Genomic DNA, 22,492 nt, shown 5'->3' with positions numbered 1-22,492 from the left:
CATTTCGCCATCACGAGTTTCTTCATGCCTGCTGACAATCCCGTTTCCAAGCGCCGCACATTCGCGATTATCGCGCACCCGGACGCCGGTAAGACCACGCTGACCGAAAAGCTGCTGCTGTTTGGCGGCGCCATCCAGCTTGCCGGTGAAGTGAAGGCAAAGAAGGATCGCATCCAGACCCGTTCGGACTGGATGAACATCGAACGCGACCGCGGTATCTCGGTCGTCACCTCGGTGATGACCTTCGAATACAAGGACTGCATCTTCAACCTGCTCGATACGCCGGGCCACGAAGACTTCGCAGACGACACCTACCGCACGCTGACCGCAGTCGACAGCGCCGTCATGGTCATCGACGCCGCAAAGGGTATCGAGCCACGCACGCTGAAGCTGTTCGAAGTCTGCCGCATGCGCGACATTCCAATCGTCACCTTCGTCAACAAGATGGACCGCGAAGCACGCGATCCGCTCGAAATCCTCGACGAAATCGAAGAAAAGCTGGCGCTCGACACGGCGCCTATCACCTGGCCTATCGGCTCGGGCAAGAGCTTTGCAGGCACGTTCGACCTGCATAACAATACAATGCGCCGTCAGGACAATGAAGAGCAGCCGACCAAGGTCAGCGGCCCGGAAGAAGCCGCCGCATTGCTGCCTGAAAACGAGCGCGAAGCCTGGCTGGAAAATACGGAACTGGCGCGCGGCGTCTGCCGTCCGTTTGACCTTGCTTCCTTCCGCGAAGGCCATATGACGCCGGTCTATTTCGGTTCGGCGCTGAAGAATTACGGCGTGCGCGACCTGATTGAAGCCTTCTGCGATTTCGGCCCCTCGCCGCGCGACCAGCAGGCCGACACGCGCATGGTCGGTTCCACCGAAGACAAGATGACCGGCTTCGTGTTCAAGATTCAGGCCAATATGGACCCGAACCACCGCGACCGCATCGCCTTCCTGCGCGTTTGCTCGGGCAAGCTGTCACGCGGCATGAAAGCCAAGCTGGTGCGCACCGGCAAGCCGATGAGCCTGTCTGCGCCGCAATTCTTCTTTGCGCGTTCACGCCAGATCGCCGACGAAGCCTTTGCTGGTGACGTGGTCGGCATCCCGAACCACGGCACGCTGCGCATCGGCGACACGCTGACCGAGGGCGAGGATATCCTGTTCCGTGGTGTACCGAACTTCGCGCCGGAAATTCTGCGCCGCGTGCGTCTCGACGATGCGATGAAGGCCAAGAAGCTGCGCGAAGCGCTGCAACAGATGGCCGAAGAAGGCGTCGTGCAGCTGTTCGTGCCCGATGATGGTTCTCCGGCGATTGTCGGTGTCGTTGGTGCGCTCCAGATCGACGTTCTGACCGAACGTCTGAAAGTGGAATATTCGCTGCCGGTCGGCTTTGAAATGTCGCGCTTCTCGGTCTGCCGGTGGATTACGGCAGATGATCCGGCTGAACTCGACCGTTTCATCGCATCTCATCGCGCCGACATTGCGCATGATCTCGACAATGATCCGGTGTTTCTGGCGCAGAACGGCTTTTCGCTCAATTACGAAGCCGAGCGCTGGAAGAATATCCGCTTTGCGACCATCAAGGACTATCAGGTCCGCGACAAGGCCTGATGCGGTAAGTTGCTATGACCGATCCTGTTCTGGCTGCTCTAAACCTGCCTGATGCACTGCTGCATCGGCTTGCTGGTTATAGCAGCCAGCAGGACGAGCTTGGCCGTTCGACTGCCAATGTCCTGCTGCTCGATCAAAATGCGCACGAACCGCTTGTTCTGAAAATCGAACCGGCAAGCACGGTCAGCGAACTGGCCGATGAACGCGCCCGGCTTGAATGGCTTTCCGCACAGGATCTGCCCTGCCCCAGGGTCGTCGCTTTTGAAACGATGGCCGACCGCCATTTTCTCCTGATGACGCGCCTTGCCGGGTCCGACCTCGCGTCGTCTGTCGGCACTCTTACGCCTGACCGGATCGTCGCCATTCTCGCGACAGCCTTGAAGGCACTGCACAGCGTCGATCCCGCGGCCTGCCCGTTCGACCACCGGCTGGCGCACCGCATTGAAGATGCACGCAAGCGCGTGGAAGCGGGTGCGGTCGATGAAGATGATTTCGATGATGAGCGCGAAGGCCGCAGCGCCGAAGATTTGTTCTCCGAACTATGCCGCCTGAAACCGTCGCGGGAAGATGTTGTCGTCACCCATGGCGACGCCTGCCTGCCAAATTTCATGGCAAGCGACGGCACTTTCACCGGCTTTATCGACTGCGGCAGGCTCGGCCTTGCAGACCGCCATCAGGATCTGGGACTCGCCTGCTGGAGCATCCGCTACAATCTCGGCGACGAGTGGGTGAAATCTTTCCTCGACCTCTATGGCGCAACGACCATCGACGACGCCAAGATCACCTATTACCGCCTGCTGGACGAGTTCTTCTAGACCTCCCCACAGGCAATGCGTTAGCGTTTCGCGTCGATCAGCCGTTCAGCAATTTTCGCAGCCAGTTTTTCGGCGACTTCGCCTTTGCTCATTTCCGGCCATTCCTCAATGCCGGAGCGGCTTAAAATCCGCACGCGGTTGTGGTCGCCGCCCATGACGCTGCTGCCATCCGCGCCATAGGAAACATCATTGGCGACGATCCAGTCCGCGCCCTTTTTCTCAAGCTTGGCTCTCGCATTGTCGGCCACGTCCTGCGTTTCGGCTGCAAAGCCGACCACCAGACCCGGGCGCCTGTCGCTATGCCCAACTCCAGCCAGAATGTCGGGGTTCTCGACCATGGCAAGCGTTGGAGCGCCTTCTCCGGGCTTCTTCTTGATCTTCTGTCCGGCTTCATTGGCGGTTCGCCAGTCGGCAACAGCTGCGACCATGATCGCCGCATCGGCGGGCAAATGTCGCTCCACGGCAGCCTGCATTTCCCGCGCCGTCTCGACATGAATGACATCGACGCCTTCAGGATCGGCAAGAGTGACCGGGCCGGACACCAGATGCACCGTTGCGCCCAGTCGCGCCAGTGCAGCTGCGATAGCGTGGCCCTGCTTGCCCGACGAGCGGTTGGCGATGTAGCGCACCGGGTCAATCGGCTCATGCGTCGGCCCGGACGTCATGACGATGGATTTTCCAGCCAGCGGCAGTGCGCGCGGAGACAACAGAGTTTCCACTGCCGCCACGATGGCCAGAGGCTCGCTCATCCGGCCCGTTCCCGCTTCGCCGCTTTCCGCCATTTCGCCCTTCTCGGGGCCGATGAAATGCACGCCGTCCTTTTCCAGTGTCAGACGGTTGCGCCGGGTCGCCGGATTGTCCCACATGGCCGGGTTCATGGCAGGTGCAATCAGAACCGGGACCTTGCGCGCCAGCAGAACGGCGCTGGCCAGATCGTCAGCCAGACCATTGGCCATCTTGGCCATCAGATCGGCGGTCACAGGCGCAACGACGATCAGATCGGCATCACGCGCCAGCCTTATATGCCCGACATCCTGCTCATCTTCCCGCGAAAACAGATCGGTGAAAACATGATCGGCGGAAACCGCGCCGATGGTCAGCGGCGTCACGAATTGCTGGGCGGCAGCCGTCATCAAGGGGCGAACCTGTGCGCCACGCTCGCGCAATCGGCGGATCAGATCGGGCGTCTTATAAGCCGCAATACCGCCACCAATGATGAGCAGAACGCGCTTGCCCGCGAGTGACGCACCAACCTTGTTCTGACCAGCCGGCGCAGGCGTAACCTGCGCAGTTTCTTCCAGCCCGGTCAGAAGAAGCCGTGCTTCCTCTTCCATGGAACGCCCGTTGCGCGCAGCGCGCATACGCAGCTTTTCCTTGGCGGCATCGTCGAGATTACGGATAGTGATACTGGCCATTTGATTGCACCGGCTTATTGCAAGTGCAATCAATGAAATCATATCATATCATAATTGTCATCATAAATTTCACCATCAATGACTGGCGGAATATACAACCTGTCATGTACGACGGGTGACAATATTATGTATTTATAGAAATATAATCCTCGATAGGAGAAAAATAATGCAAATATTCAGGTTGTTTATCGTAATTATATCATTATACATCGTCACATCGCACGCAAATTCTGATGAAATATCTGATAAACTGGAGGAGTCTGTATCTAAACTAGATAAATTATACTACAATAATAAAGATTGTCGTCTCGCCGTAAATTTACTTAGAATTTCTCCAATTTCATGTTCAGGTATAATTGTCCATGGAAAGGAGACCTCAGAAAGCCATGCATGGATTCCAGATATAAATGACCCAAGAAATGCCGTCTCTTTTTCATATCTAAGATATGATATACCTACTACTTATTTATTTAGCCCTTCTGGATATATATACGATCAACATGATGGAAGCGAAAAAGCGTTTCTCCAATATTATTGCATATATCCATTCGATTCACTTTCAGTCATACCCAGCTATCATTCGGCAGCGTCACATGGTTGCGGCTTCGCAGATATCCAGAACAAGGCTGAAAGCTTTTCCTCGTGCCCTGATGTTTCCATCACAACAGCAGACGCCTTCATCAAAAAGTATTTACCCAACGGAATCGGCAGCCCGATTGTACCGCAACAATGTTCATTTGAGCCAAATAAAATGGATCCATTTCTAACATCGATTGATGTGCAGATAAAAACAAAATCGAAATACTGGAATGAACTCATTACTAGCATTTGGACAGAAGAAGATGCTAAAAATTTACCAATAATTGCCTTTTTCTATTTATTCGGACAAGATGACGGGCGGAAAAGTGCTCTGGAGTATCAGAAAGATTATTGCGAAATGTATGGAAAATTTATTCCTGTAGTTAGTCTAGATTTAACGAAAACAGCGTCAGGTGCAATTCGAGGCGACAGAGCCGAACAACAAGCTTGCCTGTAGGTCAACAAAAAGCTTGTTGGTATGCAATCAATTTGCCAAGCAAAATAAAACCGATAGCTCGAAACTTCAGCCGGCCACAAACTTAATCGCTATCGCAGCCAGCGCAATTGCAATCACCACCTGTGCGATACGACCCCAGCGCGAATGCTTGGCTTCGGCGCGACCGATGGCTTCCGCCGTGGCAGCATCGAAGCGCAAGCCATTGGCAGCCATATCATCCAGCGCTACCGAAACGCGTTCAACACGCGCCACCAGTTCCGGCGTCTTGCGGGTGAAATGCAGCAGCGCATAGGCGCTGTCCTTGGCGTCGAGCAACATGCCCTGCGGGCCGAGATTCTTGCGGATCCAGTCGCCGACAACAGGCTCAGCCGCTTTCCACATATTGAAATGCGGATCGAGGGTGCGCGACACGCCTTCAACCACAACCATGGTTTTCTGGAGCATCAGGAGTTCCGGCCGGGTCTCCATGTCGAAAAGCTCGGTCACTTCGAACAACAGCGTCAGCAGCTTGGCCATGGAAATGGTTTCCGCCGGTTGGCCGTGGATCGGCTCACCAATAGCGCGGATGGCCTGCGCAAAGCTTGCCACATCATGGGTATGCGGCACGTAGCCTGCTTCGAAATGCACCTCCGCCACGCGCATATAATCGCGCGTGATGAAGCCATAGAGAATTTCTGCCAGGAAGCGCCGCTGCTGCTTGTTGAGCCGTCCGGTAATACCGAAATCGACCGCAACGATGATACCCTGCGGATCGACGAACAGATTGCCCGGATGCATGTCGGCATGGAAAAAGCCGTCGCGCAGCGTGTGGCGCAAGAAAGACTGGATCAGCGTTTCGGCAAGCTTCTTCAGATCGAAGCCAGCAGCAGCCAGAGCCGAAACATCTGACATCTTGGTGCCATCGATCCATTCCAGCGTCAGCACATCGCGACCGGTACGTTCCCAATCCACCTGCGGAACGCGGAAACCTTCATCGCCCTTGATGTTTTCGGCAATCTCGGAAAGCGCTGCCGCTTCCAGTCGCAGATCCATCTCGATGCGGGTGGTCTGTTGCAGCGTTTCGACAACCTGAACCGGACGTAGGCGGCGCGTGAAGGGCACATGGCGCTCCTGAATGCGCGCAACCATGTAGAAACCTTCAAGATCGCGGGCAAAACGCTGGCGAACGCCGGGGCGGATCACCTTGACCGCAACCTTCGTCGGCTTGCCGTCCTTCATGACTTCCGCCGGATGCACTTGCGCCATCGACGCCGCCGCTATCGGCGCATCGAACTGCAGGTAAAGATCATCGATCTTGCGACCAAGCGACCCTTCGATACCCGCAACCGCATCAGCCTGCGGAAAATAATCGAGACGATCCTGCAAAAGCTCCAGATCGGCAGCCACATCGCGCCCGACAATATCCGGACGGGTCGCCAGAAACTGGCCAAGCTTCACATAGGATGGGCCAAGCTTGTTCATCGCCCGGGACATGCGCTCTGAACGCTGCATGTGTCGCGCACGCGGACGCGCCAGCATGCCTGCAATCTTGTGACCGAAAGCCGGAAGACCGGAAAGCCCTTCTACGGGAAGCGCACTGATCACGCCTTCACGCGTCAAAATCCATCCGGCGCGCGCCAACCGGAAAGCGGCGGAAAGATTACTCATGCGATAGTGCCCGCCCCTGCATCCAAGCCCGAATTCATGACAGGCATGATCAAAGCTTCCAGCCCGAATGAAGCGCCGCAATACCGCCAGTGAAATTGCGATAGCTCACGCGCTCGAAACCGGCGGTTTCGATCATGGCGGCGAAATCCTGCTGCTTGGGGAATTTGCGGATCGATTCGACCAGATAGCTGTAGGAATCCGCATCACCGGTAATCATCTTGCCGATGCGCGGAATGGCCTGAAACGACCACTGGTCATAGACCTTGTCGAGGATCGGCAGTTCGACCTCGGAAAATTCGAGGCACATGAACCGGCCGCCCGGCTTCAGCACGCGATAGGCTTCCGACAGGGCCTTGTCGATATGCGGCACATTGCGAATGCCAAAGGCAATCGTATAGGCGTCGAAACTGTTATCCTCGAAGGGCAGTTCCTCGGCATTGGCTTCAACGAATTCGAGATTGTCAGCAAGGCCCTTCTTGATCGCGCGCTCGCGACCGACACCCAGCATCGAGCCGTTAATGTCGAGAATGGTCACATGCGCCTGACGGCCCGAAGCCTCGACAATGCGAAAGGCGATATCGCCAGTGCCGCCAGCCACATCGAGCGATGTCCAGCCCGGGCGCTTCGATGGCGCGAGCCAGGCGATCATCGCATCCTTCCAGACGCGGTGCATGCCTGCCGACATGAGATCGTTCATCACGTCGTATTTGTTGGCGACCTTATGGAAAACGTCGTTGACCAAGGTCTGCTTTTCGTTTTCGTCAACCGACTGGAAGCCGAATGAATGCTCCATGCCGCCTTTTGCGCCCACGCGGTCCGCATTGCCGTTCTGCTGGCTCATAGCTCATCCTGCTTTTGAATAGTCTGACGAAAACGATTTTCGGTTATGCATATAAAGCTTGTGCCGAACGATACAAGCACAGACGTTTTATCACTACCCCTTTTGTGATCATGGCCCTTAAACGAGCTTGCACCGGCGTTGAAAAATGGCCAAAGAGACATAAAACTGTGCGTGTGCGCTTGCCACGCGTTTTCTCCGGCGCAATCTGCCGCTAAAGTTCAAAACGATAACAAGAAAAGTGGAAAGATCATGGGCGTTACAGTCGTCAGCCATCCGCTTGTCCAGCACAAGCTCACCCTCATGCGCAAGCGCGAGACTTCGACAGCCAGCTTCCGGCGGCTTCTCAAAGAAATTTCGCTGTTGCTTTGCTATGAAGTGACGCGCGATCTCGAGCTCACCACCATGGAGATCGAGACCCCGCTTATGCCGATGGAAGCGCCGATCCTCGAAGGCAAGAAGCTGGTCTTCGCTTCGATCCTGCGCGCGGGCAACGGCCTTCTGGAAGGCATGCTCGATCTGGTACCCGCAGCCCGCGTCGCCCATATCGGCCTCTATCGCGACCACGACACGCTGCAGCCGGTCGAATATTACTTCAAGGCGCCGGAAGACATCGTCAATCGTCTTATCATCGTGGTCGATCCGATGCTTGCCACCGCCAATTCGGCCATTGCCGCCATCGACAAGCTGAAGGAACGCGGCGCGACCAATATCCGCTTCCTGTGCCTGCTGGCAGCGCCTGAAGGCATCGAGCGCTTCACCAAGGCGCATCCGGATGTGGATGTTTACACCGCTTCCATCGACGAGCGCCTCGACGAAAAGGGCTATATCGTTCCGGGCCTCGGCGATGCGGGCGACCGCATGTACGGCACGAAATAAGCTAGAGCATTTCCAGCAAAAGTGCGTAGCGGTTTTGCGTAGGATAATGCGTAAAAACAAAAAGTTAGAGCGGTTCCACGATTCGTTTTAACCGGAACCGCTCTAAAACGTAACCAGACAGTAATCCGCGCCGGATACTCTGCCTTTAAAGCGGGGTAAGCATGGCGCGGATTTTCTTTATTGTTCTGATACTGGCGGGACTGGCCACGGCCTTTCCTGTTCTCTTCGAGAGATTCCAGTCGGCAACGGTCGAGCAAGCCGCGACGGCAACGCCCTCCACGTCCTCCCCGCAAAACTCTTCCGCCTATAGCGGACGCAGCGCGCAGATTTCGCCAGACAGCCGCGGGCATTTCATCACCGATATCCGTTTCAACGGCCAGAATCTGCGCGGGATGATCGATACGGGCGCAAGCTCGGTTGCCATCAATGCCAGCACCGCCCGGCGCATCGGCATTGCGCTCCGGCCCGACGATTTCCGTTATCGTGTTTCGACAGCCAATGGCGAAACACCGGCAGCGCGCGCTGTGCTCAGCAGCGTGGAGATCGGGCGCATTCGCTTGGAAAATGTCGAGGCAATCGTGCTGCGCGATGAAGCACTGTCCGACATCCTGCTCGGCATGACTTTTCTCAAGCGCCTGCGCCATTATGAAGTGGCAAACGGAGCGCTGATCCTCACGCAGTGACATGTTTCTCTGCTAGGATGCATGCTTGAGATTCTTGACATGACGGAACCCAACCATGACCGCGGACCAACGCCTGACCGAGCTCGAAATTCGCGTCGCCGAACAGGAAAAGACCATCGACGAATTGTCGTCCGTGCTGGCCGAGCAATGGAAGCTCATCGATCAGCTTTCCAAGAAGCTCGGCGCGCTGACCGACCGTTTTCTGGAACTGGAAGAACAGACCGCGCCCGATGTGCCGGTCACCAAACCTCCGCACTGGTAAAATAATGCTGGAAATCATCGACCTAGCCGGCCGTCCCGACCTCATTCCTGCCTGCGCCACATGGAATTTTGGCGAATGGGGCGAATTTTGCGGCGGAACGCTGGAACAGACCGTCACAGACTTCCACAATCTCGTGCAGGCCAACGATGGGCAGATTGCGCGCATAGCACTTTTTGATGGGGAACTGGCAGGAATTGCGCTTTTGATCGACAATGATCTGGAAACGCACCCGCATCTGAAGCCATGGGTGGCCAGCGTGTTTGTTCTGCCGGATTATCGTGGCAGAGGCATCGCCAAGAGCCTTGTCGACGCCATCGAGAAGGCTGCCGCAGAACTTGGCCACGGCGAGGCTTATCTCTATACGGACAAGCCCGACCTCTACCGGCAGATCGGCTGGGTGGATTTCGAAAAGCTCGACGGCCACTATGCCGGCATGCTGATCATGAACAAGAAAATCGCGCGATAGGATCGCGCGATTCTTTTTTTCGAGACGGGTTTACTGTGCCAGCGGGATCGGGCAGCTCACGCCAGTTCCGCGCAGGCCGCAATATCCGTTCGGATTTTTCGCCAGATATTGCTGGTGATAATCCTCGGCATAATAGAACACCGGCGCATCTTCGATTTCCGTAGTGATCGGGCCGAGACCGCGCCCTGCCAGCGCTTTCCCATAAGCATCGCGGCTTTTTTCAACCGCCGCCCGATCCGAGTCATCAAAGGTGTAGATCACCGAACGATAGGTCGTGCCGATATCGTTGCCCTGTCGCATGCCCTGTGTCGGATCATGCTCTTCCCAGAACAGGGTCAGCAGCTCATCGAGGCTCACGACTTTCGGATCATAGACCACCAGCACAACTTCGGCATGACCGGTCAGTCCCGTGCAGGTTTCTTCATAGGTCGGGTTGGGCGTCATGCCACCCGCATAACCCACCGCCGTCACATAGACGCCCGGCACCTGCCAGAACAGCCGCTCCGCACCCCAGAAACAGCCCATGCCGAATAGGATCTGCTTGAAACCTTCCGGCCATGGGCCTTTCAACGGATGGTCCGAGACGAAATGCGTTGCCGACGTTGGAAGGGCTATTGCGCGACCCGGCAAAGCCTCGTCCGTGGAGGGCATCTGTACCTTCTTGCGATAGCTGTCGAGGAAACTCATAGACTTCAACCTCCTGTAGCCCTGTGGCGGAATGGACGGTCAGGCCGTGAAGCGCCCCAGAGGACGTCCGCGCCGATGACCAATCACATAGAACAACAATGCGAGCACGCCGAAGAAAAGCCATCCGGGCTGCCCGAGCGCTGGAACACAGACCGCGTTCCAGAATGTAGCTCCTATATAGTGCGTCACGAACGATTCTGCATCGGCCAGCGTTTCCGGCGCATTACGCGACCACATGGATAGCAGTGGTTTGGCAACCAGCTTCGACGCGCCGACAGAACGGGCGCCATCGAGAATGGCAAAGAGAACCGCCAACGCCAGAAAAATAACCGCGAAACTACGCAATACAAATCGGATCACGATTCCCTGCCCCAGACCTTCAGGCACATATTCAAGCGCGTCGGGCGCGTCCCGACATCGCCGACCTGTCCCTTTTCATACCGCCAAAACCTGACTTAAGGAAGGCATTGTCCCTCAACCCTTCGTGCAACAAAATAATGCGGTCAAATATATTGTTTAAAAACAGTGCGTTACGAGACGAGCGAGACTCTTTGCACAGGTTCGGCAGATTTGGCGTAAAAACTTGCAAAGAGCTATTGATCATATGCGTATTCTGGCTATATTGCGCGCCGCTACCGCATGTTGGCGAATAACCAGCGCCAGACAAAATGCGGTATCTCGTTTGCAGTCAGATTTCACCGTTTAACACGGTTTCCCCGACAGCAAGGCAGACGGAGAGGTGGCCGAGTGGTTGAAGGCGCACGCCTGGAACGCGTGTATACGGGAAACCGTATCGAGGGTTCGAATCCCTCTCTCTCCGCCAGTATCATTCCGTTCTTCCAAGCCATCAAGTTCAGGTCACCACCAGCGCGCCAAGTATGATTCGTGCCGCGTCATGCATAGCGATGAGCAAGTTGCGTGTTTTCCGAGTGAATTCGGGGCGCTTTTCAGCTGGAATGATCATGGCAAAGATGCGACAGCGTGATGTCTGTTAACGGGAGTTGCGAAGCCGAATGCATGTTGTGAGACGAACAATTTTGACATGCCTCGCTGGCCTTTCCGTTGGCTTTTGCGGTTCCGTTACCGAGAGCCTTGCGCAAGCAGCGGAGGGAGCCGTCGCGGCGCAAACAGAAAACATCAACGAAAATCCTGCTCCTGCACCGGACAGCTTTGGCCGGACGCAATTCATCCTGTCTGGCGATCCGATCGTTCCGCCACGTGCCTATGGCAAAGGAACAGACCTTCCCCGCGCGCAGGACTACGATGCGAATGAAAGCGGCACGATCTACGACATTCTGTTCGTCGGGATCGAAGCGGACAAAATGCAATTCGAAATTCGAGGCTATTCCGGCCACGACCTGCAACATCCCGCAAGCGGGCAGACAGTGGAATTTCCGATCGCACAGTCAATGATCGAGATTCGCGACCTGACCATCAAGATCGAAGAAGTGACGGCGGGCAGCCTGACATATCAGGTTCAGCCCTTGAAGTAGACCGAGCTTCCGAGCTTCCGAGCTTCCGAGCTTCCGAGCTTCCGAGCTTCCGAGCTTCCGAGCTTCCGAGCTTCCGAGCTTCCGAGCTTCCGAGCTTCCGAGCTTGGACTGACCGAAAAGCATGTCGCATGCAACCCCGATCAACCGGAACTGTCCCCGCTCGGCATTGCCGCCGGGGACGTTGTCACGATTGGCCGCGCGGTTTCTCTCCGTGGATCAAGAAGGATCAGAACTTGATATTGAACGAAGCCTTGAACCCGTTTTGCTTGGCGCCGCTGCCATACTGACCAACATAGCTGACGCCAAGCGTCGAAGCCGGTGTCACATCAAAATCAAGCCCCGCTTCAAGCAAAGCCGTATCCTTGGCAATCGGCGCACCCGCCACGGTGAAGGCATCACCGCCTGCAAGGGCCTGCGTTGAGACCGGTATGATGTCGCCATAAGCATGACGCCAGCCCAGCGAGCCTTTCAAGTTGACCGCAGCCGACCCGAGCGACAGGGGAGCTTCCGCCCGCAGACCAAGAGTGGTGAAGGTGGTATTTGTCTTATCGCTTTCGACATTCAGCGCCGCAGCCCCACCGGTTTCGGTAAATCCGTCGGTACGCAGCCGGACATGCGCGAGATTGGCAAAAGGTTCGAACGACGCTGCAGCAGTATCAAGCCGATAGCCGATCTCACCAAACGCCTGCAATGTGCGAGCATCGTAATCGGCCTCCAGCGTATTGGAGAGATCCGCAAATGAGACTGACCGTGACGCATCGATACTATGCCACGTCTGGATCAGACCTGCCCGTAACCCGAGCGCGCCCCACTGGTTGCCGCCATAAATGCCCAGGTGCCAGCTGTCGCTCGTCGCAGCAGCATTTCTGCCCTTGAAATCAATATCCGACTGGCTGTAGCCGCCAGCGAAGCCAAACCGCCAGCCCCCGGCCAAACCCACATCGAGACCGGAGATAAAACCGCCTGACGATGTCGAAACCCCGCCAGTATTGGCATTTCCGTCCTGCTTCACCCAGGAACCGAAGCCCGTCGCCCAGAAGCCATATTGCGCCGAAGACGCATTATCGCTGGCCGCGTCGATTGCAGCAGACGCGCGCGATGGTTCTTGTGTCTTCGCATAGGAGAGAACCGGAACATCTTTCGATTCAACACCAGCGAAGGCCGAGCGCAAACGGTTGTTGATTGCATCCGCCACCAGATGCGATGTTTCAATCAGGCTCGTCTTGGTGGAGGCATAAGCGTCACCCGACAATTGGTCAAAAGCCGCCCTCGCCCCTGCCGCATCCAGAAAGACGACCGAGTTCGCCACAGAATTACTGAGATCCAGTCCGTCAACCGCTTCTGCGACGGCCCGCTGATTGTCGGTCTGCGCGACGCTTGAAAGCGCGACGTCATTACGACCGATGGTCAAGAGAACATTATTCGCATCATAACTCAGGTTCGGCGCAATGAAGGTGGTCGACCCGCTCCAGGAAACACTGCTGAATGTGGTGCCCGCAAGATTGCCCGCGGTCAGGATCGTGTAAGGCCGATCAAGCTGATAGCCGCCAAGCGTGGACACGGTGACCGTGCCTGCCAGATTGGCGGTTCCGCCAACCTTGATCAGATCCGCTTCACCCTGCGCGTTGATCTCCGCCGTATAGGCCGAAGATGAAGCCAGCGTCAGATCGCCGTCAACGGCCACAATGCCGATGGAATTGCCGGGTGTGATCGTGCCCGCACTGACCAGATTGCCCGCTATATGCCAGTTGCCGCCAAGAATGGATGTCTGGTCAACACTGACATTTCCGCCCACTTGGACAGGTATTGCAACCGTACCGCCTCGCGTCACAGACCCCTCCGTGAGCGTTACGTTGCCGCCAATGGAATCGCCTTCATCGCCGAAGTCAAAGCTGCTTTGGACGCCAGTGAGATTTCCAGCAATGACCGATTGTTGCTCAAAGACCAGACTGCTGCCGCGCATTCCCTGAATATGGGTGATCCCCTGGAGAAATCCCGTCCATTGCGCGCCTTGCTGGAGAACCAGGTTGGTGTTGCCAGCCCCGGTTTTCGCCTGCAAATCAATAATATTGCCTTTGCTGACCGAACCCGCATCCAGCTCTATGTTGACGACCCCGCCAGATCCAGCGCCGTTGGAGCGATCCACCTGCAGCAAGATGCCGTTATTCTCGGTCGCAACCGTTCCACTGCCCAGGCGAATATGCGCCACATCGTCTGCACTGGTCAGAACTACGCCAATCGTTGGCCCTTGCGCGCTTTTGAGAACCGCGCCTTCGACTTCAATCGTACCGGAACCGGAAATTGCCAGAGCAGATGCCGTTTCGCCCAGTGCGGTTACGCTGCCGCCCGTGATCGAAATCGAACCACCCGCCTGTGCCATGGCACCGGCGGCACCGGCACCCGAAGTGACGATATCCGTATTGGTTGCCGCAATCAGGCCGCCTGCCGTTCCCTCGTCATTATTGGCCAGAAGCCCATAGGCCTGGCTCCCGGTCGTCCGAATGGTGGCTGCGGAAAGCTTAATCGTCGAGGCAGATTCAGCAAAAGCCCCAAAACTCGACGCGCCAACGGTTTCAACTGTGATATTGCGAGCGTCGATCACCCCCTCATCGAGGGCGTGCAAGCCGACAGCGAAACTGTCCCCATATGTGCGGATCGTACCTCCCGTCAGATAGACCGTACCGGACGTGGTTCCGTCATAGGCGTAATTCGGATGGTTCGTGCCGAAAGCACCCGCCTGTACAGCATGGGCATTGTTGCCATAGGTGCTGATATCGGCACTGGACGTAATCGACCCGCCATTGCTGGCGATCAGACCATAATTGCGCAGGCCATAGGTCGTGATCGAACCGCCGTTCAACGTCACGCTCGCATTGTTCTGCGATTGAACGCCCTCGGAAAAGCGTGCCGCATTGTTGGTCACGATCGTCACATCGTTGGCGACAACCGTCGCGTCATCGGCCTGTATGGCTCTGGCGCTGTTGCCCGACGTCGTGATCGTGCCACCGTTCAGTGTAACAACGGCGCCCGACAGCGCTTCGACTCCGTAAGCAGCGGTTCCACCCGTGACAATATTGCTGTTCGTCAGCAGGACCTGACCACCATTATCGGCATAAGCGCCGGATGCATTGGAACCGGTGGTCGTGATGCTCAGATTGTCACCCGATATCCGGCCAGCGACGGTGCCCATGTCATTATTCGCAATAACACCGAATGCATTCTGACCGGCGGTATTTATCGTCGAGTTGGTCAAAACTATTGATGACCAGCTTTCCGCGAAAGCACCGAAACCGTTGGTGCCTGTCGTCGTGACCTGAACGGTGCCATCAATCGTGCCGCCATCGATCGCATGTAACGCGAAGGAATCCGCGTCATCTGTTGTGACAGCTACACCGCCGAGCAGATGAATGATTGAATGATCCGTGCCGTCCGCATCGCTGCCCTTCGCACCAACCTGGATACCGTGCGCCTTCGGCCCTGACGTGATGACATTGATGTTTGAAACATTCAGCGTCGAACCCGCCCCCGCTGCGCCCGATACCAGAATGCCCCACGCGCGACCATTATTGATGGTCGCCACTTGGTAGGTCGCGCCAAGGCCGTCCGGGGTCATCGTACCGCCCCCGGCATATTGGTAGGCAGCACCATTCACCACGACACTCGTTGCACTTGCCAAGTTATTTGACAGGACGAGAGCAACGGCTGTTGAGCCCAGCACCCGCATCAGATCTTTTGAGATGACCGACATCATTGCCCCTAAACGCGCCCTTCAGCCCCTCGGCCATGGCGAACATTTCAAAAAATAAATTTAGCTATCTCTCAATTAAAATTCGAATTTACGAAGTCATATTGATGAATTACCAAATCAAAAAGATTCAAACAATGCAGATAGCACAATTATTTTCAATAAACTGCAATTTATTGCTCGTTTATTTGCTTTCAATCACAACATATTTACATGCAAATATACTGCAATATATACTAAATATTAGAAAATTATTCTTAATTAAATTACTGAAATCGAAATGATCTAGAATCTACAAAACACACTCCATCGCCCCGCCACTCGCACTGAGGGCAGCTGACAAGCCTGGAGAATAGTGATGGATGAAGCGTGGGTGGGTCGACGATAAAGCGAAAGGGCCGATACGGCTGAGCAATGTCGTGGGATCGCCAAGAACGCGCCGCCATAGAACACGACGGCCAATCAGCCGGAGCCATTAAGGCTCCGGCTGCGCAAGGTTAGATCAGGCCTTCTTCCTTCAGCGCCTTCTGCGCTGCCGGACGCGCCATGACGCGTTCACGCAGGGCGAGCGCCTTCGGATAAGCGCCGAGATCAACCTGCATCACCAAGCCCCAGCCGAGTACGACAGACGCGTAAACATCGGCCTGCGACAGTTCTTCGCCCAGCCAATAGCTGCGACCATCCACCAGCATGGCCTCAAGCTGGCCCATGCGACGGCTGATATTGGCAAGCACGCCCACCTTCGCTTCTTCGGTCAGGTTCGGCGCAAACAAGCCGCCGAAGGCCGTGTGCAGATCACCGCAAAAGCCGAGCGCTTCCTGCAAGCGCACGCGTTCCATCGTGCCATAGGCAGGCTTGAGCGACGCAACATCCGAATGGTCGCCAATATATTGCAGGATGGCTGCGTTCTGGGTGATTACCAGGCCCGGCTCGAGTTCCAGAGCCGGAACTGCGCCACGCGGATTGACCGTCAGATAATCGGCACCGCTTTCGGTAACCTTGGTTTTCAGGTCGACGGCTTCAAACGTGTAAGGCAGGCCGGCTTCACTAAGAACGATATGCGGTGCGAGCGAGCAGGCACCGGCTTTGTAATAGAGCTTCACTGAGGATATCTCCGAAGAATTGCAACGCGGGATTTCTATCAATTCCCGCAGCCCCTGCAATATTGTTGGGGGCAATTTTTCGTGTATTCAGCCGATGCCGGAAATTCTTTGCGCGGAAGCGTCCCGATCAGAAAAGCGAAGCAATGCGCGCAGGCTTGGAGGATGACATCCGGGGCACCACGACAAGCTTGTTGAACTCGCCGCGCTTGAAGGCGCGCAGGAAGCGCGGATAATCCCGGAACACCACGCAGCCATTGGAATCGCCGTTGCGACCCAGCATGAATGTATGCGCCAGAAGTCCGTCGCGATTGTAGCGGTTGTTGCCATCAGCGGGCGTCAGGCGGATCGCTTCAACGCCGTGGAAAAGCGCCTCACGCATGCGCAGATTATAGCTGTGCGGCGGCGTGGGGCCACGGTTCTTCTGGTTCACATAGGTGGGATTGTCACGCATGCGACCGATGCCCGAATGAGCTTCGAGCTTCTCGCCGCTCGGCAGATAAACGGTTGCAGCGGAAATATCATAGATGGCGACGCGGCTGCGGGCAGCCTGATTGATCAGCGGGCTGAAAAGACCGGGTTCCGGTGTGTCCGTTGCGCCGCTTTCGGGCGCATAGGCCAACTGTGTCTTGGGACGCATGCGCGACGTACGCAATGCAGGCTTGGCACCCGGCAAAGGCACATCATCCGGCACGAACATGTCGCGATCGGCTTCGTCGTCAGCCGCCATATCTGTCTTCTGATCAGGTGCCGATTGCGGCAGCGGTATTGCATTGCCGATTGGCAGTTCGGGTGTGTCACTGCCTCCCGCATCGGCTTCTTCAGCCTGCGACAGGGGCAGAATGCCGGTCTGGCTCTGCGGCTGGATCTTGGCAAGCGCAACCAGAGCGGCAGGTGTCTGCGGCGCGCTGGCATAACCAAGCGCGACTGCGCCCGCGGTGACGGCTTTCGCAGCCGCGTCAGCTGAAATCTTGTTGCCCGTCTTGTCCGCTGCCGGATCAGCCGAGGCGACTGCAATCTGCTCAGGCAAACGCACACGATCCGCGCGCGGTTCGATCAACGAAGCCACATCAACCGATTTTGGCTCGATGACAGAATCCGGACCGATATCGGCAATGATCGGCTGATCATCGGTCATCTTGTTGCGACGCCAGTCGAGGTTGGAATAGGCAGTATCCGCCGTATAGGCCTTGATGAAGCTTTCACGCATTTTGTGCGCCGGAGTGCGGGTCTGGTCGACAAGGGCCAGCGCCTTCGGCATGGCTGCCGGAATGCGCCGCATGACCGGAGCGACGGGCGCAAATGCGGGAATGGCCGTTTCAATCGTGCCGAGCGCGGTCAGCATCCAGCCACCGGCGACAAGACCTGTCGCGGCAAATGCCGTCACGCGCAAAAAGCCACGCAAACTGAGCGGAAGGCCGATACGGCCGCTACGCGGAGCCGCATAGCCATACACTTCTGTCACACACGCCATGATACTAACCCGACTGGAATTCGACTTCGCGGCCCCACTTCCGGCCTCGCCTCGCATGTCAGTTCGGCAAAAAAGCGAAGAGGACATGGCAAAGCAGTGGCCGAAGCGAAGCAGTGACCGCATTGGTCGCTTCCAGCATGGCGAATTATGGTAACCAAAGTCTTTACGAACGGCGTGTGACTGATAATTCCTCTCCGAAAGAGGAAAGCTGCATCAGCCCGTCAGGCGATAAGCAGCTGGCGCATCACCCGAAAATTCAGGGAATTCATCGCCCTCGGTCACCGTGCGATTGCGTCCGCGATGTTTGCCGCGCATCAAGGCAAGATCGGCGCGGGACACCGTTTCCCATAGCTTTTCATCATGACGCAGCATGGCGATGCCAAAACTGCATGTCACATGGCGGTCTTTCGGCAACGCCGCAAATGCATGGCGACCGACCTGACTGCAAAGCCGCTTGGCAAAGCGTTCGCATTGCTGCGCGCTGCCGGCAACCAGCAGAACGAACTCTTCCCCGCCGACACGGCTGACGATCACATCCTGCCCCGCCAGCGACTGCAGCAGATGTGAGAACTCCACCAGCACGCGGTCGCCAGTCGCATGGCCAAGCTCATCATTGATCGCCTTGAAATGATCGATATCGGCAATGATGACGGCATGTGTCGCGCCTTGCGCGGCTCTTGCCAGTTTACGCCTTGCGTGGCGCTCCATACCGCGCCGGTTGAGAAGGCCGGTCAGCGGATCGGCATCGCGTTCATTGCGCAACTTGTCGATGATATCGAGCGCGGCGACGGTCAAAATTAAGAGACCGAGCAGAACACCGCCCATCGATGCTGCCACCGTTACCCATGACCAATAGGGCAAGGACAGCAACTCCCTGGAGCTGGCCACATCATCCAGCATGACAATCGTGAAGATGCTGCGCAGGAAGAAATGTGCCGCCAGCAGCGCCAGAACCAGACGCAGCGCCGTTTCGATCCACCGGTCACCCGGCACACGCCGGGCATGCAGGCAAAGAACCGCAGCCAGTGTGCCAAGACCTATATTAGCCGCAACGACCAGATAGCTGTAGATCACCCCCTGCCCGGCAAGCAGGCCGACGGCAGCCAGCGTTAAAACCGTGATCAGCGACGCCGTGATCGGGGGAAAGCCCCGTCCAAGCCGTACCATCACCGCCTGACAAAACAGCCAGCCAGCTGCAAGTTGCAGCAGGATCGCCAGAAGGAATGTCTGCCGCAGCTCGGGCAGAGGCGGCGACACCTGCACAAAATGTCCAAGAGAAAAGGCCGCGAAGCTCAGGCCGAAAAGCAGCATGTGCTTTCGCCGTCTGTCGAGCACCCACAGGCTCGACATCGCGACCGCAAACAGCATGATCAGCAGAGAGGGAACAATCTTCACGAGAAACCAGACCAGTAATCGATTGAATTAAAATTCAATAAGTAGTGAGGCCAATCTGAATGTGCAATTGCATATATCAGTCAAATTAGCTTTTGTAGAGAAATTAAACCCTCCAAAACAATATATTTATTCTCTTAAATAAAGTAGACGCTAATAAAAAATTATAAACAAAGACATCCATGAAAATTCTGAATTTTATTCTTAAATAAGCGCACGATGTTTATCCCCAGATATTGCCCGCCGGAGAAAGAAGCTGGGCGCTTGAAGCCATTTCCGGCCACTATTACCTGTTACTAATGAGAATGAAGGCTTGGTCTGGAAAAGGCGAAGTGCGATCCTGTAACCATGCCATTCGAGCGGTTCCAGCCGGAAAACTGGCTGCTGACGCTCTATTTGTTGTTTTGCATTTCCAACGCCAGACCCCTCGACACGTGTGCTGGCAATGCTCTCGCGGAGAATTTCGATGCGCCACCAGTTCGACCTTTTTGCTCCCGCTGCGAAGGCAGGAGAAGAACGGGCGGAGCTGCGTCCTGCCCGCGCGAAGCCCAAGCGCGAGACATTCGGCGTGCAGGCGCTGAAGGCCCCAGTCATTGATGAAGCCGAAATGGTACGTCAGCTGAAGGATAGCGGGCGCTATCGCATTCTGCGCCGCCTTGATCCCCTGCCCGTCGTGCCTGATGCCGACACACAGGCCTTCCCGCGTCTTGGTGTCGTGGTAGATACGGAAACCACCGGCTTGAATGCGGCGCAGGAAGAAATCATCGAAATTGGCGCCGTCGCGTTTCGCTATGCGGATGACGGCTCGATTGGTGATGTCTGCGCCACTTTCGGCGCCTTGCAGGAACCGTCAAAGCCGATCCCGGCGGACATCACCCGCATCACCGGCATCACCGACGAGATGGTGAAGGGCCAGACAATTCCGCTGGCAGAGCTGGAAGCATTGATTGCCGATGCTGATCTGATCATTGCGCATAATGCCGGTTTCGACCGTCCATTTCTGGAGCGGTTCTCGCCGGTCTTCGCCAACAAGCCATGGGCCTGTTCAGTCAAGGAAATCGACTGGACGGCGCGCGGCTTCGAAGGCACCAAGCTTGGCTATCTGATCGGCCAGAGCGGCTATTTCCATAATGGACACCGCGCCGAGGATGACTGTCAGGCGCTGCTCGCCGTGCTGAAGGAACAGTCGGGCGACACCACGCCCTTTGCCGAACTGCTGCAAGCCAGCCAGAAATCGCGCCTGCGCATCTATGCCGAAAACAGCCCCTTCGAGATGAAGGACAAGCTGAAGGAGCGCCGCTATCGCTGGTCGGACGGCAGCGACGGTCGCCCGAAATCATGGTGGACCGAGATCGGTGAAGATGAACTCGACGCCGAACTCGACTATCTGCGCACCGAGATTTACGGCTGGCGCGATGCCGAGCCGTTAATCCAGAAGCTCACCGCCGTGGATCGCTATAAGGAACGCGCACCGCTCCGGCCCGGTAAATAGCAAGCACGGGATACCCCTCCTCGCCCTTCGAGACGGCGCTTCGCGCCTCCTCAGGATGAGGGGTGCTGGTTTGGCGATCAGGCGATAACCGGCCAAGGGCGCTGCACTGGCCGCATCCCTTCATAGGCTTGTGCCAACCGCAACACGCCCAGATCGTCGAAACGCTGGCCGAAAATCTGCAAGCCGATTGGCAGTCCCGTCGACGTATAACCGCAATTGATCGAGATCGCCGGTTGCTCCGACATGTTCATCGCAACGGTGAAGGCGATGTGCTCGAAAGGACGCTGCGGATCGTTGACCGGCGATGCCCATTCCGCCGGATAGGTCGGCATCGGCGCGGTCGGCGAAATAATGAAGTCGAAACCCTTCGACGCGGCGAGCGCTGCATGGCGCATCGCGTCGATCTGCGCGAAGCCGGAATAGACCTCCTCGCCGTTCAGACCTTCGGCAGTTTCGGTCCACTGATAGATGTAAGGCAGGATTTTCGCACGGTTTTCCGGCGTCATCTTCTTCACATCCGCCCAGGACCGCGCACGCCAGAAGCGGTCGAGACCATCGATCATGGTACGATTGAGGAATGGGGCAACCGGCTCGACAATTGCGCCCGCATCGGCAAAAAGTCTGGCCGCTGCTTCCACCGCAGCGCGGGTTTCATCGCCGGTCGGCTCACCAAAGCCGGCATCGAGCCACAGGCCGATTTTCAAACCTTTGACGTCGATATCAAGGCTCATCCAGTCAATGTCCTGATAGGGCAAGCTCATGGCGTCGCGGCGGTCGGGTCGCGACAGCACCGACATGTAAAGCGCGCTGTCGGCAACCGTGCGGGTCATCGGACCGGCAACGCGGCCGAGAAATGCCGGATCAATCGGAATACGCCCGAAGGACGGCTTCAAACCGACGAGACCGCACCAGCCGGCAGGCAGGCGGATGGAGCCGCCAATATCGGTGCCAATATGCAACGGGCCATAACCGGCGGCACCAGCGCTGCCAGCACCGGCGCTTGAACCGCCCGGATTGGTGTTAAGGTCCCACGGGTTGCGGGCAAGCTTATGGAAGCTCGACAGGCCCGACGACAACATGCCGAGATCGGGCATGGTGGTCTTGGCGAGCAGAACGCCACCGGCCTCGCGCGTGCGCGCGGCAGGCGGTGCGTCAGCGGCGGCTGGCTTCAGCGGCAGCGCCGCGCAGCCCAGTGGAACCGCCGTGCCTTCGGTCGCGATATTTTCCTTGATCGTCAGCGGCACACCATCGATGGGACCGGCAGGCTCACCCTTCGACCAGCGCGCTTCCGAGGTCTTGGCCGCTGCTCGCGCCGCATCGGGATCGTAAGCCCAAAGTGCGTTCAGCTTCGGCTCGCAAGCGTCGATGCGGGTGATGACAGCTTCGGTGACCTCGACCGGCGAAAGCGACTTCGCTTTATAGGCGGCCACGAGTTCTACGGCTGACAAATCGGCAAGATTCGACAT

Annotated in this window: 19 protein-coding genes and 1 tRNA gene; 10 read left to right on the top strand and 10 right to left on the bottom strand. The window is 56.8% G+C overall.

Annotated features, from left to right (window positions below):
• Window positions 1-24 precede the first annotated feature (24 nt).
• Entirely contained in the window at window positions 25-1,602 is a 1,578-nt protein-coding gene (locus ACTJKP_RS05210; RefSeq protein WP_078339961.1) for a peptide chain release factor 3, read from the top strand.
• A gap of 14 nt (window positions 1,603-1,616) precedes the next feature.
• Window positions 1,617-2,417: an APH(3')-II family aminoglycoside O-phosphotransferase gene (locus ACTJKP_RS05205; RefSeq protein WP_440629914.1), complete on the top strand. Its 801-nt coding sequence runs from the start codon at window positions 1,617-1,619 to the stop codon at window positions 2,415-2,417.
• Between the two features lie 20 nt (window positions 2,418-2,437).
• Here ACTJKP_RS05205 and coaBC read toward each other — a convergent pair whose 3' ends face one another.
• Entirely contained in the window at window positions 2,438-3,832 is a 1,395-nt protein-coding gene (coaBC, locus tag ACTJKP_RS05200; protein WP_440629913.1) for a bifunctional phosphopantothenoylcysteine decarboxylase/phosphopantothenate--cysteine ligase CoaBC, read from the bottom strand.
• Between the two features lie 166 nt (window positions 3,833-3,998).
• On the opposite strand from coaBC, the gene ACTJKP_RS05195 reads away from it, so the two are divergent.
• A complete protein-coding gene (locus tag ACTJKP_RS05195) occupies window positions 3,999-4,868 on the top strand; it encodes a hypothetical protein (RefSeq protein WP_440629912.1) in 870 nt (289 codons plus the stop codon).
• 66 nt (window positions 4,869-4,934) lie between these two features.
• Here ACTJKP_RS05195 and ubiB read toward each other — a convergent pair whose 3' ends face one another.
• Together ubiB and ubiE are read right to left on the bottom strand one after the other, a co-directional pair.
• Window positions 4,935-6,515 carry a 2-polyprenylphenol 6-hydroxylase gene (ubiB, locus tag ACTJKP_RS05190; protein ID WP_440629911.1) on the bottom strand — a complete coding sequence of 527 codons (1,581 nt, stop codon included), beginning with the start codon at window positions 6,513-6,515 and terminating at the stop codon, window positions 4,935-4,937.
• Window positions 6,516-6,564: 49 nt separating this feature from the next.
• Window positions 6,565-7,356 carry a bifunctional demethylmenaquinone methyltransferase/2-methoxy-6-polyprenyl-1,4-benzoquinol methylase UbiE gene (ubiE, locus tag ACTJKP_RS05185; protein WP_138787244.1) on the bottom strand — a complete coding sequence of 264 codons (792 nt, stop codon included), beginning with the start codon at window positions 7,354-7,356 and terminating at the stop codon, window positions 6,565-6,567.
• Window positions 7,357-7,605: 249 nt separating this feature from the next.
• Here ubiE and upp point away from each other — a divergent pair, with 249 nt between their 5' ends.
• The 4 genes from upp to ACTJKP_RS05165 all read left to right on the top strand — a co-directional run bounded on the left by upp (window position 7,606) and on the right by ACTJKP_RS05165 (window position 9,643).
• A complete protein-coding gene (gene upp, locus ACTJKP_RS05180; protein ID WP_078339887.1) occupies window positions 7,606-8,232 on the top strand; it encodes a uracil phosphoribosyltransferase in 627 nt (208 codons plus the stop codon).
• Window positions 8,233-8,393: 161 nt separating this feature from the next.
• A complete protein-coding gene (locus ACTJKP_RS05175; RefSeq protein ID WP_440629910.1) occupies window positions 8,394-8,915 on the top strand; it encodes a retropepsin-like aspartic protease family protein in 522 nt (173 codons plus the stop codon).
• Between the two features lie 55 nt (window positions 8,916-8,970).
• Window positions 8,971-9,177, top strand: coding sequence for a SlyX family protein (locus ACTJKP_RS05170; protein WP_078339885.1), 207 nt, complete (start codon window positions 8,971-8,973; stop codon window positions 9,175-9,177).
• Window positions 9,178-9,181: 4 nt separating this feature from the next.
• On the top strand, window positions 9,182-9,643 hold the full coding sequence (locus ACTJKP_RS05165) for a GNAT family N-acetyltransferase (protein ID WP_440629909.1): 462 nt from the start codon (window positions 9,182-9,184) through the stop codon (window positions 9,641-9,643).
• Window positions 9,644-9,673: 30 nt separating this feature from the next.
• Here ACTJKP_RS05165 and msrA read toward each other — a convergent pair whose 3' ends face one another.
• On the bottom strand, window positions 9,674-10,330 hold the full coding sequence (gene msrA, locus ACTJKP_RS05160) for a peptide-methionine (S)-S-oxide reductase MsrA (RefSeq protein ID WP_440629908.1): 657 nt from the start codon (window positions 10,328-10,330) through the stop codon (window positions 9,674-9,676).
• 39 nt (window positions 10,331-10,369) lie between these two features.
• The gene (locus tag ACTJKP_RS05155) at window positions 10,370-10,690 is read right to left on the bottom strand and encodes a hypothetical protein (protein WP_078339959.1); all 321 of its coding nucleotides are present in this window, start codon (window positions 10,688-10,690) and stop codon (window positions 10,370-10,372) included.
• Between the two features lie 373 nt (window positions 10,691-11,063).
• Between ACTJKP_RS05155 and ACTJKP_RS05150 the strand changes: the two genes are divergently transcribed.
• Window positions 11,064-11,153, top strand: a tRNA-Ser gene (locus ACTJKP_RS05150).
• Between the two features lie 214 nt (window positions 11,154-11,367).
• Complete coding sequence (locus ACTJKP_RS05145) at window positions 11,368-11,823, top strand: hypothetical protein (RefSeq protein ID WP_440629907.1); 456 nt, start codon at window positions 11,368-11,370, stop codon at window positions 11,821-11,823.
• Window positions 11,824-12,049: 226 nt separating this feature from the next.
• Here ACTJKP_RS05145 and ACTJKP_RS05140 read toward each other — a convergent pair whose 3' ends face one another.
• From ACTJKP_RS05140 to ACTJKP_RS05125, 4 genes are all read right to left on the bottom strand, one after another.
• Window positions 12,050-15,571, bottom strand: coding sequence for an autotransporter domain-containing protein (locus ACTJKP_RS05140; RefSeq protein WP_440629906.1), 3,522 nt, complete (start codon window positions 15,569-15,571; stop codon window positions 12,050-12,052).
• Between the two features lie 494 nt (window positions 15,572-16,065).
• Window positions 16,066-16,671 carry a glutathione S-transferase N-terminal domain-containing protein gene (locus ACTJKP_RS05135; RefSeq protein WP_440629905.1) on the bottom strand — a complete coding sequence of 202 codons (606 nt, stop codon included), beginning with the start codon at window positions 16,669-16,671 and terminating at the stop codon, window positions 16,066-16,068.
• Window positions 16,672-16,798: 127 nt separating this feature from the next.
• A complete protein-coding gene (locus ACTJKP_RS05130; RefSeq protein WP_440629904.1) occupies window positions 16,799-18,142 on the bottom strand; it encodes a DUF2778 domain-containing protein in 1,344 nt (447 codons plus the stop codon).
• Window positions 18,143-18,355: 213 nt separating this feature from the next.
• Window positions 18,356-19,537, bottom strand: coding sequence for a diguanylate cyclase domain-containing protein (locus ACTJKP_RS05125; RefSeq protein ID WP_440629903.1), 1,182 nt, complete (start codon window positions 19,535-19,537; stop codon window positions 18,356-18,358).
• 463 nt (window positions 19,538-20,000) lie between these two features.
• On the opposite strand from ACTJKP_RS05125, the gene ACTJKP_RS05120 reads away from it, so the two are divergent.
• Window positions 20,001-21,026: a 3'-5' exonuclease gene (locus ACTJKP_RS05120; protein WP_440629902.1), complete on the top strand. Its 1,026-nt coding sequence runs from the start codon at window positions 20,001-20,003 to the stop codon at window positions 21,024-21,026.
• A 77-nt stretch (window positions 21,027-21,103) separates the two neighbouring features.
• Here the strand turns inward: ACTJKP_RS05120 and ACTJKP_RS05115 are convergent, their stop codons facing one another.
• Complete coding sequence (locus tag ACTJKP_RS05115) at window positions 21,104-22,492, bottom strand: amidase (RefSeq protein ID WP_440629901.1); 1,389 nt, start codon at window positions 22,490-22,492, stop codon at window positions 21,104-21,106.

Origin of the sequence: Brucella sp. 22210 (assembly GCF_052045675.1) — a bacterium.
Classification (GTDB): domain Bacteria; phylum Pseudomonadota; class Alphaproteobacteria; order Rhizobiales; family Rhizobiaceae; genus Brucella.
The sequence above is the reverse complement of the archived record's forward strand: the minus strand, read 5'-3'. Positions and strand labels throughout refer to the sequence as shown.

What these genes read in the sequence shown, in the direction of transcription:
- ACTJKP_RS05120 (WP_440629902.1), top strand. Translation starts at nt 20,001, where the DNA reads ATGCGCCACCAGTTCGACCTTTTTGCTCCCGCTGCGAAGGCAGGAGAA.
- coaBC (WP_440629913.1), bottom strand. Translation starts at nt 3,832, where the DNA reads ATGGCCAGTATCACTATCCGTAATCTCGACGATGCCGCCAAGGAAAAG.
- msrA (WP_440629908.1), bottom strand. Translation starts at nt 10,330, where the DNA reads ATGAGTTTCCTCGACAGCTATCGCAAGAAGGTACAGATGCCCTCCACG.
- ubiE (WP_138787244.1), bottom strand. Translation starts at nt 7,356, where the DNA reads ATGAGCCAGCAGAACGGCAATGCGGACCGCGTGGGCGCAAAAGGCGGC.
- ubiB (WP_440629911.1), bottom strand. Translation starts at nt 6,515, where the DNA reads ATGAGTAATCTTTCCGCCGCTTTCCGGTTGGCGCGCGCCGGATGGATT.
- ACTJKP_RS05205 (WP_440629914.1), top strand. Translation starts at nt 1,617, where the DNA reads ATGACCGATCCTGTTCTGGCTGCTCTAAACCTGCCTGATGCACTGCTG.
- upp (WP_078339887.1), top strand. Translation starts at nt 7,606, where the DNA reads ATGGGCGTTACAGTCGTCAGCCATCCGCTTGTCCAGCACAAGCTCACC.
- ACTJKP_RS05130 (WP_440629904.1), bottom strand. Translation starts at nt 18,142, where the DNA reads ATGGCGTGTGTGACAGAAGTGTATGGCTATGCGGCTCCGCGTAGCGGC.
- ACTJKP_RS05140 (WP_440629906.1), bottom strand. Translation starts at nt 15,571, where the DNA reads ATGTCGGTCATCTCAAAAGATCTGATGCGGGTGCTGGGCTCAACAGCC.
- ACTJKP_RS05115 (WP_440629901.1), bottom strand. Translation starts at nt 22,492, where the DNA reads ATGTCGAATCTTGCCGATTTGTCAGCCGTAGAACTCGTGGCCGCCTAT.
- ACTJKP_RS05175 (WP_440629910.1), top strand. Translation starts at nt 8,394, where the DNA reads ATGGCGCGGATTTTCTTTATTGTTCTGATACTGGCGGGACTGGCCACG.
- ACTJKP_RS05210 (WP_078339961.1), top strand. Translation starts at nt 25, where the DNA reads ATGCCTGCTGACAATCCCGTTTCCAAGCGCCGCACATTCGCGATTATC.
- ACTJKP_RS05195 (WP_440629912.1), top strand. Translation starts at nt 3,999, where the DNA reads ATGCAAATATTCAGGTTGTTTATCGTAATTATATCATTATACATCGTC.
- ACTJKP_RS05165 (WP_440629909.1), top strand. Translation starts at nt 9,182, where the DNA reads ATGCTGGAAATCATCGACCTAGCCGGCCGTCCCGACCTCATTCCTGCC.
- ACTJKP_RS05170 (WP_078339885.1), top strand. Translation starts at nt 8,971, where the DNA reads ATGACCGCGGACCAACGCCTGACCGAGCTCGAAATTCGCGTCGCCGAA.